Source organism: Pseudomonas sp. ACN8 (genome assembly GCF_002303925.1).
GTDB lineage: Bacteria > Pseudomonadota > Gammaproteobacteria > Pseudomonadales > Pseudomonadaceae > Aquipseudomonas.
Window position 1 is genome coordinate 13,585 of record NZ_MRCS01000030.1, and the last position, 18,601, is coordinate 32,185.

7 protein-coding genes are annotated in these 18,601 nt (G+C 62.0%); 4 read left to right on the plus strand and 3 right to left on the minus strand.

The window, feature by feature from the left end; all coding sequences use genetic code 11:
- Positions 1–28: 28 nt before the first annotated feature.
- On the minus strand, positions 29–10,168 hold the full coding sequence (locus BSF44_RS30735) for a retention module-containing protein (RefSeq protein WP_172435364.1): 10,140 nt from the start codon (positions 10,166–10,168) through the stop codon (positions 29–31).
- A 588-nt stretch (positions 10,169–10,756) separates the two neighbouring features.
- Here BSF44_RS30735 and BSF44_RS17640 point away from each other — a divergent pair.
- From BSF44_RS17640 to BSF44_RS17650, 3 genes are read left to right on the plus strand one after another with little or no spacing between them, the layout of a single operon-like run.
- Entirely contained in the window at positions 10,757–12,115 is a 1,359-nt protein-coding gene (locus BSF44_RS17640; protein ID WP_095944589.1) for a TolC family outer membrane protein, read from the plus strand.
- 16 nt (positions 12,116–12,131) lie between these two features.
- Entirely contained in the window at positions 12,132–14,291 is a 2,160-nt protein-coding gene (locus BSF44_RS17645) for a type I secretion system permease/ATPase (protein ID WP_095944590.1), read from the plus strand.
- A 9-nt stretch (positions 14,292–14,300) separates the two neighbouring features.
- Positions 14,301–15,656 (plus strand): HlyD family type I secretion periplasmic adaptor subunit, encoded by a 1,356-nt coding sequence (locus BSF44_RS17650; protein WP_095944591.1) that lies wholly within the window; start codon positions 14,301–14,303, stop codon positions 15,654–15,656.
- Between the two features lie 149 nt (positions 15,657–15,805).
- On the opposite strand, the gene BSF44_RS17655 is transcribed toward BSF44_RS17650, so the two are convergent.
- Complete coding sequence (locus tag BSF44_RS17655; RefSeq protein ID WP_095944592.1) at positions 15,806–16,402, minus strand: tRNA-uridine aminocarboxypropyltransferase; 597 nt, start codon at positions 16,400–16,402, stop codon at positions 15,806–15,808.
- Positions 16,403–16,407: 5 nt separating this feature from the next.
- Positions 16,408–17,301 carry a LysR family transcriptional regulator gene (locus BSF44_RS17660; protein ID WP_007972518.1) on the minus strand — a complete coding sequence of 298 codons (894 nt, stop codon included), beginning with the start codon at positions 17,299–17,301 and terminating at the stop codon, positions 16,408–16,410.
- Between the two features lie 348 nt (positions 17,302–17,649).
- Between BSF44_RS17660 and speB the strand changes: the two genes are divergently transcribed.
- The gene (gene speB / locus BSF44_RS17665) at positions 17,650–18,600 is read left to right on the plus strand and encodes an agmatinase (RefSeq protein ID WP_008018246.1); all 951 of its coding nucleotides are present in this window, start codon (positions 17,650–17,652) and stop codon (positions 18,598–18,600) included.
- Position 18,601: the final 1 nt, after the last annotated feature.

Here is an 18,601-nt window from a genome sequence, read left to right on the forward strand (position 1 = left end):
ACGCGGGTTCTGTGGTTGCGACTTCGGGTTACACGGTATCCACCTTCAACGAATGATCGTTGAGCATGCCGTTGATGATGGTCGCGGTGTCATACCCGCCCGCGATCACCCCACCCGCCCCCGGCGTTACACCGTAATGGCTGGCGAGGTCGACGCCGGCCAGGTCGATGGTCTGGTTCGGCGCGGCGCCGGCCATGGCGCTGACGTCGATGCTGGTCACCGTCGACGGCCCGCTGCCGGTGACGGTGAAATGCAGGTAGTCATCCAGCGACGCCGTGGTGCCGTTTTCCCCTTGCAGCAGTTGCGACAGGTCGAGTTTGTCGGTGCCGGGCGTGAAGTCGATGATCACGTCATGGCCACTGTTGCCCTTGAGCCACTGGAAGGTATCGGCCCCCGCCCCGCCGGTGAGGGTGTTGTTGCCCAGGCCCCCGATCAGCAAGTCATCGCCGCCCCCGCCGTTGAGGATGTCGTTGCCCAGGCCGCCGTTGATCACGTTGTTGGTGTTGTCTCCGGTAAGGGTGTCGTTGAAGTTCGAGCCGGTGAGGTTTTCGATGCCGGCCAGGGTGTCAGTGCCGGCACCGAGAGTGTTTTGCCCACCGAGCAGGCTGAGGTCGACCGTCACTCCGGCGGTGGCGTGGGCGTAACTGGCCGTGTCGATACCCGTGCCGCCATCGACGATGTCACTGCCCTGGCCGCTGAAGAGCAGATCATTGCCGGCGTCGCCATGCAGCTCGTTGTTGCCGGAACCGGCGGTGAGCACATCGTTGCCGTCGCCGGCATTGATGAAGTTGTTGCCCGTGCCCGCCACCAGTACGTCATCCCCGCTGGTGCCGGTGAGGGTGTGGCCGTCCTGATAGCTGATGGTCAGGTTGGCCGAATCGCTGCCGCCGTGGTTGTCGTTGGCGGTGTAGGTGCCGTGGTAGTCCGTGGTGACTTCGTGTGCTCCGGCGTAGTTGACGGTCATGGTCAGTTCGTAGTTTTCCGCCGAATTCTTATTGCCGCCACTGGTGTTGGCGATGTTGGTCACGTGGATCTGGTAAGTGCCATCCGCGCCTGCGGTAATGGTGTCACCATCGGCGATGCTGACGAACGCCCCACCGTTGAGCGAATACTCCATCGTGATGTGCCCGGCATCCAGGTTGTGATTGAGGTTGAGCGTCTCACCTTGATTCAGCTTGACCGTGATGAAGTCTTCATTGTTGCCATTGGAGTTGTTCGCGGCGCCCAGATAGCCACTGATCACCAGCAGCGCCGTCATGGTCGTCGCGTTGGCCACAAAGGCGTTGCGCACATTGGCCAGACTCTGGTTGGCGGGGTTGTTGTTTTCGCCGGCGAAGTCGATCGCGCCGGTACCGGTGAAGTCCCCGCCTTTCACGACCCAGCCGGTGTTGAACGAGGTCGGGGTCGCCGAAAGCTGGTCGCCATTGGGGTCGGTGTCGTTGACCAGCAGCAGTTCGGCCGGCACCACGATATTGCTCGACAGGACGTTGGTGATGACGTGGTCGTCCACCGCCACCGGAGGCGCGTTGGGGATCACTTTCACGGTCAGCGTCGAGCTGGTGAGGTCGCCATCGTTGTCGCTGACGGTGAAGCCGATGTTCTCGGTGATCAACACCGACGTGGTTTTCTGCGAGGTGTAGCTGTAGTCGCCAGTGTCGAGGTTGATCACCAATGTGCCGCTGTTGTTGGTGGCGATGCTCAGCGTGTTGTTCACGGTGTTGAAGGTGCCGTGGTTGGTGCCGCCGCTTGGCGTCAACGAACCCTGGCCGCTGAGGGCTTTGGGATCGTAAGTGTAGGTGGTGCCGTCGACCACGATGGATTTGATGAAACCGCCATCAGCGCCGAACGCGCCACCCTCACCCAGCAACGAACCGGTGACCGGTGCGCCGACCACGGTGCCGGACAGCACCGAGTTGAGTTGGTTGAGGTCGGTGACCACCACCGCATTGGTGTCGGTGTGGCTGTTGCCGTCGTAGGCCAACGGATCGAGGTTGGCGTTGCTCACGCCACTGCCCAGGCCGATCGCGTAGTTCTTGATGCTGTTGGCATCGAGGAAGGCTTTCAGCGCGGTCTCGTCGGCGGTGCCGATTTCCTGGCCGGTGGTGGGCTTGCCGTCGGAGAAGAAGTAGCCGACGTTTTGCGCACCGGTCAGTTTGCCCGAGGTGTTGAACGCGGTCTGCATGGTCACCACGGCCGCGTCGTAGTTGGTGCCGCCGTTCGCGACGAGGCCGGCCAGCAGTGTCTTGGCGGTCGCGACATCGACCCACACCGAAGTCATGTCGGTGGCGCTGCTGCTGAAGGTGACGAGCTGCACTTTCACATCGCCCAGGTCGTCGTATTTATCCAGCAAGGCACTGATGGCCTGCTTGGCCAGACTCAGGCGCGACAGGTTCGACACGCCGGAAGGGTCGGCCATGCTGCCGGAGACGTCGAGCACGATCAGCAGGTTGGAATCGATCTCCACCGCCGCCACCGAGCGATCCGTTGCCACCGCCTTGGGCACGTCATCGACAATGTTGACCACGATGGTGCTGGTGCTGCTGTTGCCCAGCGCATCGGTGGCTTTGTAGGTGAAGCTTTCACTCAGACTGTTCGGCCCGTCGTTGGCGTTCGGCAAGGTTTTCGGCGCCGAGGTCAGGGTGTAGGTGTAGCTGCCGTCGGGGTTGATCAGGATCTGCCCGTAGCTGCCGGTGGCGCTGCCGACCAGTGTGTAGGTGAGCGCGCCGCCAGCACCGGAGACCGAACCGACCAGGGTCCCGGATGCGGTTTCGCCAGTGTTGCCCGGATCGCTGCCGGTGACCGTACCGGCGGCCAGGTCCTGGCCGTCCTGGCTCAGGTCGAGGGCTTTTTCGTAGACCGTCACGTCGCTGTCGGGGTTGGCCTTGATCGCGCTGTTGGCGACGTCGATGGTGAGGGTGGCAGTGCTTTCATCGCCATCGGAATCACGCACGGTGTAGGTGAACGTGTCAGTGGCGCCCGGATCGCCGACGGAATTCTGGTTGCTGTGGTACACCGCGTTGCCGTTGGCATCGAGGGTCAGGTAGCCATAGGTACCGTTGATCTGATTGCCCAGCCCGCCGATGGCTGACGTCAAGGTGTTGCCGCCGGCACGCACGCCAACCACCGTCGCCGGTCCATCGGCGCCGCTGACATCGTTGCCCAGCACACTGATGTTGACGGTGCCGCCCTCCACTACCGACGACGAGTCTGGTTTGGCGTTTGGCAGGTCGTCGACGATCTTGACGTTGATCTGCCCGGTATCGCTGTCGCCATCGGTGTCGGTGGCCACGACGTTGATGTTCTCGATGAGGTTGTTGGTGCCGTTGGCCGTTGGATGGGCTTCGTTATCGTTGAGGGTGTAGCTGTAGCTGATCACGCCCTGGCTGAAACCGGTGATGGTCAGGGTGCTGCCCAGTGGCGTGACGGCGGTTTGCGGGAAGCCGGCTGTAACACCGCCGCTGACGACCGTGATGCCGCCCACGGTCAGGGTTTGCAGGCCGTCGAGGGCAGCCACGGTGAAGGTGCCGCTCTGGGTCAGGGCCGGTGTGTCGGGGCTGGTGCCGTCGCTGAGATTTTTCTCGTAGACCGTCAGTTCACCGCCATACACGTCGAGGCCGTTGAGAGTGACCTTATCGTCGTTGTTGTAGACGTTCAGCACCAGGTTGGCGGTGCTGATGTCACCGTCGGCATCGGTGAGGGTGTAGGTGAAGGTTTCGGTGTCGCTGCCACCGCCATGCAGGTTTTTGAAGTCCGCATTATCGGGATCCAGCGTGTAGGTGTAGGTGCCGTTGGCATTGAGCACCAGGGTGCCATAGGTACCGGTGAAGGTGCCTGGGGTGACCGGGCCGGCATCCGGGCCGATGGCGACTTTATCGGCGCCGATCACGTCGTTGCCGAACACATCGCCGCTGAGGCTTGGCACTGTCTCCGAAGCGGTGCCGACGTTACTGTCGTTCATCGCTTTGGGCACGTCATCGACAATGTTCACCACGATGGTGCTGGTGACGATGTTGCCCAGCGAATCAGTGGCCTGATAGGTGAAGGTTTCGTATATCACGTTCGGGCCGTCATTGGCATGCGGCATGGTGCTCGGTGGTGTCGTCAGGGTGTAGGTATAGGTGCCGTTGGCGTTGAGCTGAATCTGCCCGTATACCCCGACATCGCTGCCGACCAGGGCATAGGTGATCGCGCCGACGGCGTTGGTGACCGAACCCACCAGCGTGCCGGACGCGGTTTCGCCCGTACTGGTCGGATCGCTGCCGGTGACGGTGCCGGCCACCAGGTCCTGACCGTCCTGGCTCAGGTCGAGGGCTTTTTCCAGAACCGTCACGTCGTTGTCGCTGACGGCCTTCAGGTAACTGTTGTAGACGTCGATGGTGAGGGTGGTGGTGCTTTCGTCACCATCGGAGTCGCGCACGGTGTAGGTGAACACATCCACCGCGCCGGGGCCGCTCACTGCGTTAGGCGTGCTGTGATACACGGCGTTGCCGTTGGCATCGAGGGTCAGGTAACCGTAAGTACCGGCGATGTGGTCGTCGAGCCCGCCGATGGCCGAGGTTGATGTGTCGCTACCCGCACGCACACCAACCACCGCTCCAGCGACAGCCGGACCATCAGCCCCGCTGACGTCGTTGCCCAGCACACTGAGGTTGACGGTGCCGCCCTCCTGCACCGAATCCGCGTCGGGATTGGCGCTCGGCAGGTCATCGACGATCTTGACGTTGATCTGCCCGGTATCGCTGTCGCCATCGGTGTCGGTGGCCACGACGTTGATGTTCTCGGTCAGGCTATTGGCGCCGTTGCCTGTTGAATGGACTTCGTTATCGTTGAGGGTGTAGCTGTAGCTGATCACGCCGGTCGCCGGGTTGTAACCGGTGATGGTCAGGGTGCTGCCCAGTGGCGTGACGGCGGTTTGCGGGAAGCCGGCTGCAACACCGCCGCTGACGACCGTGATGCCGCCCACGGTCAGGGTTTGCAGGCCATCGAGGGCGGTTACGGTGAAGGTGCCGCTCTGAGTCAGGGCCGGTGTATCCGGGTGGGTGCCATCGCTGAGATTTTTTTCGTAGACCGTCAGCTCACCGCCATACACGTCGAGGCCGTTGAGGACCACTGAAGCGTCGTTGTTGTGGATCTGCAGCACCAGGTTGGCGGTGCTGCTGTCGCCGTCGGCATCGGTGAGGGTGTAGGTGAAGGTTTCGGTGCCATTGCCACCGCCGTGCAGGGCTTTGAAATCGGCATCGCTGGTGTTGAGGGTGTAGGTGTAGGTGCCGTTGGCATTCAGCACCAGGGTGCCGTAGGTGCCGGTGAAGGTTCCGGGGGTGATCGGCCCGGCGTTCTCTCCGAGCGTCACCCGGTCCGCGCCTTGCACGTCGTTGCTCAGCACGTTGCCGTTGAGGGTCAGCAGGGTTTCCGAAGCCGTTGAAGGATTGCTGTCGCCCACGGCGTTGGGCAGGTCGTCGACGATGTTGACGTCCAGTGAACCGGTCGCGGTGGTGCCGTTGTCGTCGACCACGGTCACGGCGAACTGCTCAGGCAGGGTGTTGGTACCGTTGGCGGTTGGGTGCGCTTCGTTATCGTTGAGGGTGTAGCTGTAGCTCACCACGCCGGTCACCGCGTTGAAGCCGGTGATGGTCAGGGTGCTGCCCAGCGGTGTGGTGATCGATTGCGGGAAGCCCGCCGCCACACCAGCGGTGACCACGGCGATGCCGCCCACGGTCAGGGTGGTGACGCCGTCCAGCGCAGTGATGGTGAAGGTGCCGCTCTGGGTCAGGTCTGGTGTGTCAGGGTTGCTGCCGTCACTGAGGTTTTTTTCGTAAACCGTCAGTTCACCGCCATACACGTTGAGGCCGTTGAGGACCACTGGATTGTCGTTGTTGTGGATCTGCAGCACCAGACTGGCGCTGCTGCTGTCACCGTCGGCATCGGTGAGGGTGTAGGTGAAGGTTTCGGTGCCATTGCCACCGCCGTGCAATGCCTTGAAATCGGCATCGCTGGTGTTGAGGGTGTAGGTGTAGGTGCCGTTGGCATTCAGCACCAGGGTGCCGTAGGTGCCGGTGAAGGTGCCGGGGGTGATCGGGCCGCTGTTCTCCCCGACTGTTATCCGGTCAGCGCCTTGCCCGTCGTTGCTCAGTACGTTGCCGTTGAGGGTCAGCAGAGATTCCGAAGCAGTGCCATTGCTGTCGCCCACGGCGTTGGGCAGGTCATCGACGATGCTGACGTCCAGTGAACCGGTCGCGGTGGTGCCGTTGTCATCGACCACGGTCACGGCGAACTGTTCAGGCAAGGTGTTGGCGCCGTTGGCAGTTGGATGGGCTTCATTATCGACCAGCGTGTAGCTGTAACTCACCACGCCAGTCGCCGCGTTGAACCCGGTGATGGTCAGGGTACTGCCCAACGGCGTGGTGATCGATTGCGGGAAGCCGGCGGCCACGCCAGCGGTGACCACGGCGATGCCACCGACGGTCAGGGTGGTGACGCCGTCGAGGGCGGCGACGGTGAAGGTGCCGTTCTGGGTCAGCGCGGTGGCGTCCGGTGCGCTGCCGTCGCTGAGGTTTTTCTCGAAGACGGTCAACTCGCCGCCCCCGGCATTCAATCCGCCAATCGTGATCGGGTCATCGTTGTTGTGGATCTGCAGCACGAGGTTGGCGGTGCTGATGTCGCCATCGGAATCGGTGAGGGTGTAGGTGAAGGTTTCGGTGCCGTCGCCACCGCCGTGCAGGGCTTTGAAATCAGCATCGCTGGTGTTGAGGGTGTAGGTGTAGGTGCCATTGGCATTCAGCACCAGGGTGCCGTAGGTGCCGGTGAAGGTGCCGGGGGTGATCGGCCCACTGTTTTCCCCGACTGTTATCCGGTCAGCGCCCTGCCCGTCGTTGCTCAGTACGTTGCCGCTGAGGGTCAGCAAGGTTTCCGAAGCAGTGCCATTGCTGTCGCCCACAGCGTTAGGCAGGTCGTCGACGATGTTGACGTCCAGTGAACCGGTCGCGGTGGTGCCGTTGTCGTCGACCACGGTCACGGCGAACTGCTCAGGCAGGGTGTTGGCGCCGTTGGCGGTCGGGTGGGCTTCGTTGTCATTGAGGGTGTAGCTGTAGCTCACCACGCCAGTCGCCGCGTTGAACCCGGTGATGGTCAGGGTACTGCCCAACGGCGTGGTGATCGATTGCGGGAAGCCGGCGGCCACGCCAGCGGTGACCACGGCGATGCCTCCGACGGTCAAGGTGGTGACGCCGTCCAGCGCAGTGATGGTGAAGGTGCCGCTCTGGGTCAGCGCGGTGGCGTCCGGTGCGCTGCCGTCGCTGAGGTTTTTCTCGAAGACGGTCAACTCGCCGCCCCCGGCATTCAAACCGCCAATCGTGATCGAGTCATCGTTGTTGTGGATCTGCAGCACCAGGTTGGCGCTGCTGCTGTCACCGTCGGCATCGGTGAGGGTGTAGCTGAAGGTTTCGGTGCCATTGCCACCGCCGTGCAGGGCTTTGAAATCAGCATCGCTGGTGTTCAGCGTGTAGGTGTAGGTGCCATTGGCATTCAGCACCAGGGTGCCGTAGGTGCCGGTGAAGGTGCCGGGGGTGATTGGGCCGCTGTTCTCCCCGAGCGGCACCCGGTCAGCGCCTTGCACGTCGTTGCTCAGTACGTTGCCGTTGAGGGTCAGCAGAGATTCCGAAGCAGTGCCATTGCTGTCGCCCACGGCGTTGGGCAGGTCATCGACGATGCTGACGTCCAGTGAACCGGTCGCGGTGGTGCCGTTGTCATCGACCACGGTCACGGCGAACTGTTCAGGCAAAGTGTTGGCGCCGTTGGCAGTTGGATGGGCTTCGTTGTCGTTGAGGGTGTAGCTGTAACTCACCACACCGGTCGCCGCGTTGAACCCGGTGATGGTCAGGGTACTGCCCAACGGGGTGGTGATCGATTGCGGGAAGCCGGCGGCCACGCCAGCGGTGACCACGGCGATGCCACCGACGGTCAGGGTGGTGACGCCGTCCAGCGCAGTGATGGTGAAGGTGCCGCTCTGGGTCAGCGCGGTGGCGTCCGGTGCGCTGCCGGCGCTGAGGTTTTTCTCGAAGACGGTCAACTCGCCGCCCCCGGCATTCAATCCGCCAATCGTAATCGGGTCATCGTTGTTGTGGATCTGCAGCACCAGGTTGGCGGTGCTGCTATCGCCGTCCGAATCGGTGAGGGTGTAGGTGAAGGTTTCGGTGCCGTCGCCACCGCCGTGCAGGGATTTGAAATCGGCATCGCTGGTGTTCAGCGTGTAGGTGTAGGTGCCATTGGCATTCAGCACCAGGGTGCCGTAGGTGCCGGTGAAGGTGCCGGGGGTGATTGGGCCGCTGTTCTCCCCGAGCAGCACCCGGTCAGCGCCTTGCACGTCGTTGCTCAGCACGTTGCCGTTGAGGGTCAGCAGAGTTTCCGAAGCAGTGCCATTGCTGTCGCCCACAGCGTTGGGCAGGTCGTCGACGATGTTGACGTCCAGTGAACCGGTCGCGGTGGTGCCGTTGTCATCGACCACGGTCACGGCGAACTGCTCAGGCAGGGTGTTGGCGCCGTTGGCAGTTGGATGGGTTTCATTATCGACCAGCGTGTAGCTGTAACTCACCACGCCGGTCGCCGCGTTGAACCCGGTGATGGTCAGGGTACTGCCCAACGGCGTGGTGATCGATTGCGGGAAGCCGGCGGCCACGCCAGCGGTGACCACGGCGATGCCGCCGACGGTCAGGGTGGTGACGCCGTCGAGGGCGGCGACGGTGAAGGTACCGTTCTGGGTCAGCGCGGTGGCGTCCGGTGCGCTGCCGGCGCTGAGGTTTTTCTCGAAGACGGTCAACTCGCCGCCCCCGGCATTCAATCCGCCAATCGTAATCGGGTCATCGTTGTTGTGGATCTGCAGCACCAGGTTGGCGGTGCTGCTGTCGCCGTCCGCGTCTGTCAGCGTATAGGTGAAGGTTTCGGTGCCATTGCCACCGCCGTGCAGGGCTTTGAAATCAGCATCGCTGGTGTTCAGCGTGTAGGTGTAGGTGCCATTGGCATTCAGCACCAGGGTGCCGTAGGTGCCGGTAAAGGTACCAGGGGTGATCGGCCCGCTGTTCTCCCCGAGCGGCACCCGGTCAGCGCCTTGCACGTCGTTGCTCAGCACGTTGCCGTTGAGGGTCAGCAGAGATTCCGAAGCAGTGCCATTGTTGTCATCGACTGCTTGCGGCACGTCGTCGATGATGTTGATTGTCACTGTACCGGTAGTGCTGTCGCCATTGCTGTCGCTGGCCACCACGGTGACGTGTTCGACAAGACTATTGGCACCCTCGCCTCTCACATGGGATTCGGCACGGTTGAGGGTGTAGCTGTAACTGACCACGCCCGTGGCCGGGTTGAAACCGGTGACGGTCAGCGTGCCGCCCAACGGGGAGGTGATCGACTGCGGGAAACCTGCCGCCACACCGCCGCTGATCAAGTTGATCGCACCGATGCTGAGGCTGCTCAGCCCGTCGGGCGCATTGATGGTGAAGGTGCCGCTTCGCGTCAGCGAGCCTTCGCTCCTCGCCGAACCGTCGGCCAGGTTGGCCTCGTTGACGGTCCGCTCGCCGTTCTGCTGCGACAGGCCGTCGAAGGTCACCGGATTGTTCGGCACCGGCGGCACCACAGGGGCTTCGGCCGCAACAACGTCATTGTCCGGATTGGCGTTCAGGCGCTCTTCGGGTAGTTCGGGAATGCCATTGAACCCGTCAGTAGGGAAGCCGATCACCGGATCGACTCGTCCGCCCACTTCTTCGAGCATGACGAAACTATGGCCACTGCCCGCGATGCCACCCGGTACACCGGCCGTCGTGGTAGGCCCGGCAGCGGTGGCTTCAGCGGTTTGGGTCGGGTCGTCGCCCGCCGCAATGGCTTTTTGCAGCTGTTCGACATCGGTCAGTTGCGCTTCGCTCGGCGTCAGCGCTTCAGACGAGTTCACATGGGGAATCTGATTGGCGAGCAACTGCGGCGTCATCTGCATGCTGCTGCCGCGCCCGAGGGTCAGTTCCTGGCCATTTTGCAGATGCACCGCCACCGCGCCTTCAGCGCCGGTGCTCAGTTGGTCGCCGGCGAACAGCCGGTCCCCCTCGACCAATGCACGCCGGGTGCCGTCGCTCGCAACCGCGAACACCTGACCGATGACCTTACTGACGATTCCGATGAGCGTTGCCATGTGCACTTCCTCCGCCGCCAACCGCTGTCGGCACCTTGATTGTGCGAAGAACGTGCTCATGGCTCGAGCGGGTTGCCTGGCGGATCGTGTTCCGGGTGCCGGCTTACTTGAGTAAGCCGTGGACCCGGAACACGATCTCGCCCAGCCAGTCGCTCACGGCGCTGTTTACGATTTCGGAAAATCCCTCTGCAATCAATGGCATCGGATCCCTGTTCGCAACAACCTTGCCTGTGAGCGATGCGTAACGATCTCGAAGCACTAAAGTGACAAAAAACCGTCGCCATCAGATCGCTCGCATCCCTCCCCTCCAGCACCTCTCCGCTCTATTTCGATAAGTGGATTGGAACTTTCCTCAAACCCCGATGAGCGCCAGAGAGCTCATAAAACAAGGGGTTTCGACTTGAACAATGTGCTGGATTTTGTAGAGCGCATAAGTTTTTTTTTGCATAGTCGTTATGAAAAAAATTTCTTAGCTACGCTCCAGAATGTTCTTAGCTCTTTTGTTAAAGATGTGAAACAACTTTACCTATAATTGTCGTCAATAAATTGGCGACCGATAAGCACCATCAGGAATCAGGGAGATGCACCATGCGCCTATTAACCCCCCTCTGCAGCGCGGTTCTTTTGGCCATGGCCTGCTCGTACCAGGCCCAGGCCATGACGCTGACCGAGGCAATCCAGAGCACCATCGCGACGCACCCGGAGCTGGCATCACGGGTGGACAGCCGTCTGTCGGCTGACGAGGACGTGAAGGTCGCCAAAGGGGGCTTTTATCCATCGGTTGATCTGAACGCCGCCTACGGGCGCGGGTACAGTGACAACACCAATACCCGGGCGTTCGGCAATCACCATACCGAAATCCTCAACTACACCCAGTCGGAGCTGCGCCTGCGGCAAATGCTCTTCGACGGGTTCAACACTTCCAATGAAGTCGCACGCACCAAAGGCGTGGTCAACTCGCGCGCCTATTACGCTCAGGGCACGGCTCAGGACCTGGCCCTGCGCACCACCGAGGTTTACCTCGAAGTCCTCAAGCGCCGCGAACTGGTGACACTGGCCAAGAACAACCTGCAAGCGCACTTGCGGGTCAACGACCAGATCGGCCTGCGCACCCAGCGCGGCGTGGGCAGCAACGCCGATGCCGACCAGTCCAGCGCTCGCCGGGCACTGGCGGAAAACAACCTCGACACCGCCGAAGTCGATCTGGCCGATGCCGAGTCGAACTTCTATGCCGTTGTGGGGCGCATGCCCGATGAGCTCGAAACCCCGCCGTCGATTCGCGGCGAAGTCCCTACCTCCCTGCCAGAAGCCCAGCAGAGCATGGTGGAAAACAACCCTTACCTGAAATCCGCCCAGGCCGACGTGCAATCGTCCGAAAGCCAGTACGAAGTCGCCAAGTCGCCGTTCTACCCACGCTTCGATGCCGAGGCGGCGGTGGGCGCGAACAACAACCTGCAGGGTGACGAAGGCCACGACAACGAATGGCGGGTCGGCGTGATAATGAACTACAACCTGTTCCGCGGCGGCAGCGACAAGGCGCGCCTGGCCTCCGACTCGCACAAGATCAACCAGGCCATGGACATCCGCAACAATGCCCTGCGCCAGCTCAACGAGAACATTCACCTGGCCTGGAACGCCATGGTCAATGCCAAGAAACAAACCCCGACCGCCCGTGAATACGCCGACACCAGCAAGCGCGTGCGCATCGCCTACCAGGATCAGTTCGGCCTCGGCCAACGGACCCTGCTTGACCTGCTCGACAGTGAAAACGAGCTCTACAACGCCAACCGTCGCTACACCGAAGTGCGCTACACCGAGGAGTTCTCGATGTACCGCATCCTGGCGAACATGGGCCAGTTGCTGAGCAAGCAACGGGTCGTACTGCCCGCCGATGCTATCGCCCAGACCGAAGTGAAAAACGAAGCTCGACTACCTGAAATGAAGTAGTGCCCGGGAGGGTTCAATGACCAGCATGGAACCCGGCAACACCGGTGTCGATCCGCGCCTGAGCTTCGATGACCCGCTTCTGGACGGTCTGTTGATCCTCTGCAAACTCCACGGCGCGACGGTCAGTCGCGCCAGCCTCAGTGCCGGGCTGCCCATGGCACACCAACGCCTGAGCCTGGACCTGCTGCCCCGTGCAGCGGCCCGGGCCGGTTTGCAGGCACGCTTGCTGCGCCGTGACCTCAAAGATATCTCCGCGCTCAACTTGCCCGTATTGCTGTTGCTTAACAACGGCCGCACGGCCGTCCTGCGCCGTTATGGCGAGGACGGCAAGGTGCTGATCCTGCCCTGCGAAGCCGACGGCGGCGAACAATGGCTCAGCCCCGAGGAGCTGGCCGGACACTACAGTGGCCAGGCGTTGTTTGCGCGGCCACGCCACGAACTCGAAGACTTGCGCTCGCCCCTGGTGCCTCGGGTCCATGCCTGGTTCCGCGACACGCTGAAGCTGTCGAAATGGCTCTACAGCGATGCGATCCTGGCGAGTTTCCTGATCAACCTGTTGGGCCTGATGGTGCCGTTGTTCGTGATGCAAACCTATGATCGCGTGGTGCCGAACCAGGCCACTTCGACCTTGTGGGTGCTGGCGATCGGCTTGCTGATCGGCACCGCCTTCGAACTGGTGCTGCGGGTCGTGCGCGCGCACTTGCTCGATACCGCCGGCAAGAAAACCGATGTGATCCTGTCGGCCACCCTGTTCGAGCGCATCACCGGCATGGCGATGAAAGCGCGACCGGCGACCATCGGTGGTTTCGCCCAAAGCATTCATGACTTCCAGGGCCTGCGGGAATTTCTCACCGCCGTAACCCTCACCAGCCTGATCGACCTGCCCTTCTGCCTGCTGATGCTGCTGGTGATCGGGCTGCTCGGTGGCTGGCTGGTGGTGATCCCGATACTGGCGTTTCCCGTCACCATCATCTTCGCCATGGTGATCCAGGTGCGCCTGCGCGATACCGTGCAGAAAAGCCTCAGCCTCGGCGCCGAACGCCAGGCGCTGTTAATCGAAACCCTCAGCGGCCTGGAAACCCTCAAGGCCTGCAGCGCTGAAAGCGAACGCCAGCACAAATGGGAAAGCACCCACGGCGCCCTCACCCGCCTCGACAGCCACGCGCGCAACCTCTCGGCCCTGGCCACCAACGGCACGCTGTTCATCCAGCAACTGTCCGGCATGGCCACCATCGTCGCCGGGGTCTACAGCATCATCGCCGGCAACCTCAGCGTCGGTGCCCTGGTGGCCAGCTACATGCTCGGCAGCCGGGTACTGGCGCCACTGGGGCAGATCGCCGGCCTGATCACCCGCTACCAGCAAGCGCAACTGACCATGAAAAGTACCGACGCGCTGATGGGCCTGCCCCAGGAACGCGACGTCAAACAGCGGCCGCTGGAGCGCACCCAACTGCAAGGCGCGCTGGATGTCGTCGGCGTGACCTTCCACTACAACGGTCAGAATTCTCCTGCCCTGGCCAATGTCAGCTTCAGTGTGAAACCCGGCGAGCGCATCGGAATCATCGGCCGCAGCGGCTCGGGCAAAAGCACCCTGGCGCGACTGGTGATGGGCTTCTACGAACCGGATGAAGGCCAGCTGCTGCTCGATGGCCTGGACCTGCGGCAACTGGACGTCGCCGACCTGCGCCATCAAATCGGTTACGTCGCCCACGACCTGCCGCTTCTGGCCGGCAGCCTGCGCGACAACCTGACCCTCGGCGCGCGCTACATCAGCGACTCACGCATGCTCGAAGTGGCGGAAATGACCGGCGTGACCGAACTGGCCCGGCAACACCCGCAAGGCTTCGACCGGCCCGTGGGCGAACGCGGGCAACTGCTGTCCGGCGGCCAGCGCCAGGCCGTATTGATGGCCCGGGCGATGTTGCTCGACCCGCCCATCATGCTGCTCGACGAGCCCACCAGCGCTATGGACAACAGCAGCGAAGACATCCTTCGGCAAAAACTTCACGGCTGGGTCCAGGGCAAAACCATCCTGCTGGTGACCCACCGAACCTCGATGCTAAGCCTGGTGGATCGGCTGGTGGTGCTGGACAACGGACGGATCGTCGCCGACGGTCCGAAGGAAGCGGTCATCGATGCACTGCGCAAGGGCCGTGTCGGCTCTGCGGCCGTCTAGGAGTCGCCCATGTCTGCCGATCAAGGATCCCGTGGCTACTTCGACAGTTTCAACAAAAGCGCCGAAACCGAGTTCATGCCGGAAACCGCCGGCGCCTCGTTGCAGGACTCACCGCGCTGGTCGCGCATCACCGTGTGGCTGGCGGCCGCGCTGCTGGTCAGCGCAGTGGTCTGGGCCAAATTCGCCGTGTTGCAGGAAGTGACCATGGGCGAAGGCAAGGCGATTCCCTCGAGCAAGGTCCAGGTGATCCAGAACCTGGAGGGTGGCATCGTCACTGAAATTTTCGTCCGTGAAGGACAAATGGTGAACAAGGGCGATACCTTGCTGCGCCTGGATGACACCCGCTACCTGTCGAACAAGGGCGAAAGCGAAGCCGATCGCTATGCCTTGACCGCGCAGGTCGAACGGCTTTCGGCCGAAGCCGAAGGCCGGCCGTTCAAGCTGTCGGAAGAGGTGATCGCCAAGGCCCCGCAAGTGGCTGAAGACGAGCGCTCGCTGTACGAACAACGGCAACGGCGACTGGCCAGCGAACAGCGCACCCTGACCGAGCAACTTCGGCAAAAAACCCAGGAGCTGGCGGAGTTCCGCTCGAAACAGGGGCAGTTCAGCTCCAGCCTGGCGCTGCTGCAACAAGAGATGAACATGTCCACACCGCTGGTGGGCACGGGTGCGGTATCACCGGTGGAAATCCTGCGGCTCAAACGCAGCGCCGTGGAGATTCGCGGTTCCTTGAACGCCACCACCCTGGCGATTCCCCGGGCCGAGTCGGCGATCGAAGAGATCAAAAGCAAGATCGACGAGTCGGAGCAAACCTTCCGCTCGGAAGCCGCCAAAGAGCTGAACGAGAAACGCACCGACCTGTCGAAAATCACGGCATCGAGCATTGCCATCGACGACCGCGTGACACGTACCACGGTGGTCTCGCCGGTGCACGGCATCATCAAGGTGTTGAAGGTCAACACCATCGGCGGCGTGGTCCAGCCCGGCAGTGACATGGTGGAAATCGTACCACTGGAAGACAACCTGCTGATCGAAGCCAAAGTGCGGCCACAGGACGTCGCATTCCTGCATCCTGGCCAGAAAGCCATGGTCAAGTTCAGTGCCTACGACTACACCATTTACGGCGGCCTGAGCGCCAAGCTGGAACTGATCGGCGCCGACACCATCACCGACGACAAGGGCAACAGTTTCTATCTGATTCAGGTGCGTACCGACAAAAACCATTTGGGCGGGGATGTGAAACCGCTGCTGATCATCCCGGGGATGGTGGCGACGGTGGATATTATTACCGGGGAGAAAACGGTGCTGGATTACTTGCTTAAACCGGTGTTGAAAGCGCGGACCGAGGCGATGCGGGAGCGGTAGTCACTATTCAAGATCTTCTGTGATTGTTCCACCGCCATCGCGAGCAGGCTCGCTCCCACAGGGGATTTTCGGTGGTTACAAAAGTTGTGTTCGCCGAAGAACCAATGTGGGAGCGAGCCTGCTCGCGATGGGGCCCTGACAGGCACCGACTATTTTGACCCATGGTTACGCTGGTAAACCTCCTCCCCCATCGCCGCAATCTGCCCCTCGATCAACGCCTCGAACGGCTTCAGCAACGGCGTAAACATCGCCGGCGCTTCGAGGATTTCCAGCGCCTGCACAATCGCCTCCACCGTCGACAACGCCCCCGGCCCCGGCGCCTTGCGCAGTCGATAACGGGACACACCGCCTTCGGCCAGCGTCACCCTCGGCAATGCCGCCAGCAGCGGATTGAGGTGCAGTATCTTGCGCGCCTTGCGCCAGGTGCCGTCGGGGACCACCAGCAGCAAGGGTTCGTCTGTCGCGGCACAAGCCTGCATCGGTTGGGCATCTTCGCCGGGAAACAGCAACCGCGCCCGATGCCCCGGTTGATTCAACAACGTCGGCAAATCCTCGAACACTTCGCCCACGATCAACTCGGCATTGTTCAAGCCCAACGCCGCCAACCGCGCCGTATTCAGCGCATGGTTCACTTCGCTCGGATGCTGCAACAACAGCACCCGGGTGCGGCTGTCGAGGTTGGGAATCAACGGGCACAGACAATGAGTTTGCGGGCGCAGGCAACGCGGACATTGAATTCTGGACATCGTCTTTACGCCTGATTCAGTTGTGCTTTGAGCAGATCACGGAAGGTCTGGATCAGCGGCTCGCGGCTACGGCCCCGACGCACGATCATCGAGAACGGCGCCTGATAACCGAAGGTCGCCGGCAGCAACACCCGCAAGTCCCCCTTGTCGGCCCAGGCCTGGGCGTAGTGCTCCGGCAGGTAGCCGATGTAGGCGCCGGACAGCACCAGAATCAATTGGGCCTCCATACTTTCTACTGTCGCGGCGCTGTGCTTGAAGCCGTGGCGCGCCAGTTCGGCCTGGCTCCAATAGCCACGACCGACCATGCGTTGCTGGGTGATGACTTGCTCGGGGATGCGCCGCTCGTTGAACAGCGGATGCCGCGTGCTGCAATACAACCAGTGTTGTTCACGGTACAGCGGCATGTACACCAGGCCGCTCATGCGCGTGGAAAACGCGCCGATGGCCAGGTCGAGGCGGTTGTCCTGCACGCCGAGTTGCAATTCGTAAGGGCTCATCACCGACAGGTGCAAATGCACGGCCGGGTGTTCCTGGCTGTAGGCGCCGATGGCTTCGGCGAACGGCAGGGCCTTGTCGCTGACGGTGGAGTCGATCACCCCCAGGTTCAAGGTACCGCGCAACTCGCCCTTGAGGGCGGCGGCGTACTGCTCGAAGCCTTCGAGTTCGCCCAACAGACGCAGGGTTTCCTGATGGAACAGCTCGCCCTTGCTGGTCAGGCTGAAACCGCCACGGCCGCGATGGCAGAGCACCAGGCCGAGGGCTGCTTCGAGCTGGCTCATGTAGGTGCTGATGGCCGACGTCGAGAGATTGAGCTCCTGCTGGGCGTTGGCGAACCCCTGATGGCGCACCACGCTGACGAAGATGCGCAATAGTTTCAGGTCGGGTAAAGCGTTGGCCATGGAATGCTCCGGTCTCGGGGTGACACGTAGTACTCGAATCAATAGAGAACCTTGTGGGAGCGAGCCTGCTCGCGATGAGGCCATGACAATCAGCATCAATGTTGTCTGACCCGCCGCCATCGCGAGCAGGCTCGCTCCCACAGGGTTTGCTCCTGGCATCGGGTTTTGCGTATGGAGGGAAGTCTATCGCTGTCCCAGTCATTAGTTTAGAAAAATCTGAACTAAGTATTTGCCCGTAGCGATTCTTCCCGGGCACTACATTTCGCAGAATCGGCGCCACAAGGTTCGTCCGTACTCCCGTGAACGGCGCAAACCAATAAATAAAACAACGACGATGAGGCCCTACCCGTGGACAAGATTCTTCACCAACCACTGGGCGGCAACGAAATGCCGCGCTTCGGCGGCATCGCCACCATGATGCGACTCCCCCATTTGAATACCGCTGCCGGCCTGGACGCTGCCTTCGTTGGCGTGCCGTTGGACATCGGTACCTCGCTGCGCCCCGGCACCCGCTTCGGGCCTCGCGACATCCGCACCGAATCGGTGATGATCCGTCCTTACAACATGGCCACCGGTGCTGCGCCGTTCGACTCGCTGTCGGTTGCCGACATCGGCGACGTGGCGATCAACACCTTCAACCTGCTGGACGCCGTACGCATCATCGAAGAAGCCTACGACGACATCCTCGAACACAACGTGATCCCCCTGACCCTGGGCGGCGACCACACCATCACCCTGCCGATCCTGCGTGCCATCCATAAAAAGCACGGCAAGGTCGGCCTGGTGCACATCGACGCTCACGCCGATGTGAACGATCACATGTTCGGCGAGAAGATCGCCCACGGCACCACCTTCCGCCGCGCCGTCGAAGAAGGCCTGCTGGACCCGGACCGTGTCGTGCAGATAGGCCTGCGCGCCCAGGGCTACACCGCTGACGACTTCAACTGGAGCCGCAACCAGGGCTTCCGTGTGGTTCAGGCCGAAGAGTGCTGGCACAAATCGCTGGAGCCCTTGATGGCTGAAGTTCGCGAGAAAGTCGGCGGCGGTCCTGTTTACCTCAGCTTCGACATCGACGGCATTGACCCGGCCTGGGCGCCTGGCACCGGCACCCCGGAAATCGGCGGTCTGACGACCATTCAGGCAATCGAGATCGTTCGTGGCTGCCAAGGCCTCGACCTGGTCGGTTGCGATCTGGTAGAAGTCTCCCCCGCTTACGACACCACCGGTAACACCTCGCTGCTGGCCGCCAACCTGCTGTACGAAATGCTCTGCGTACTGCCTGGCGTAGTCCACCGCTGAG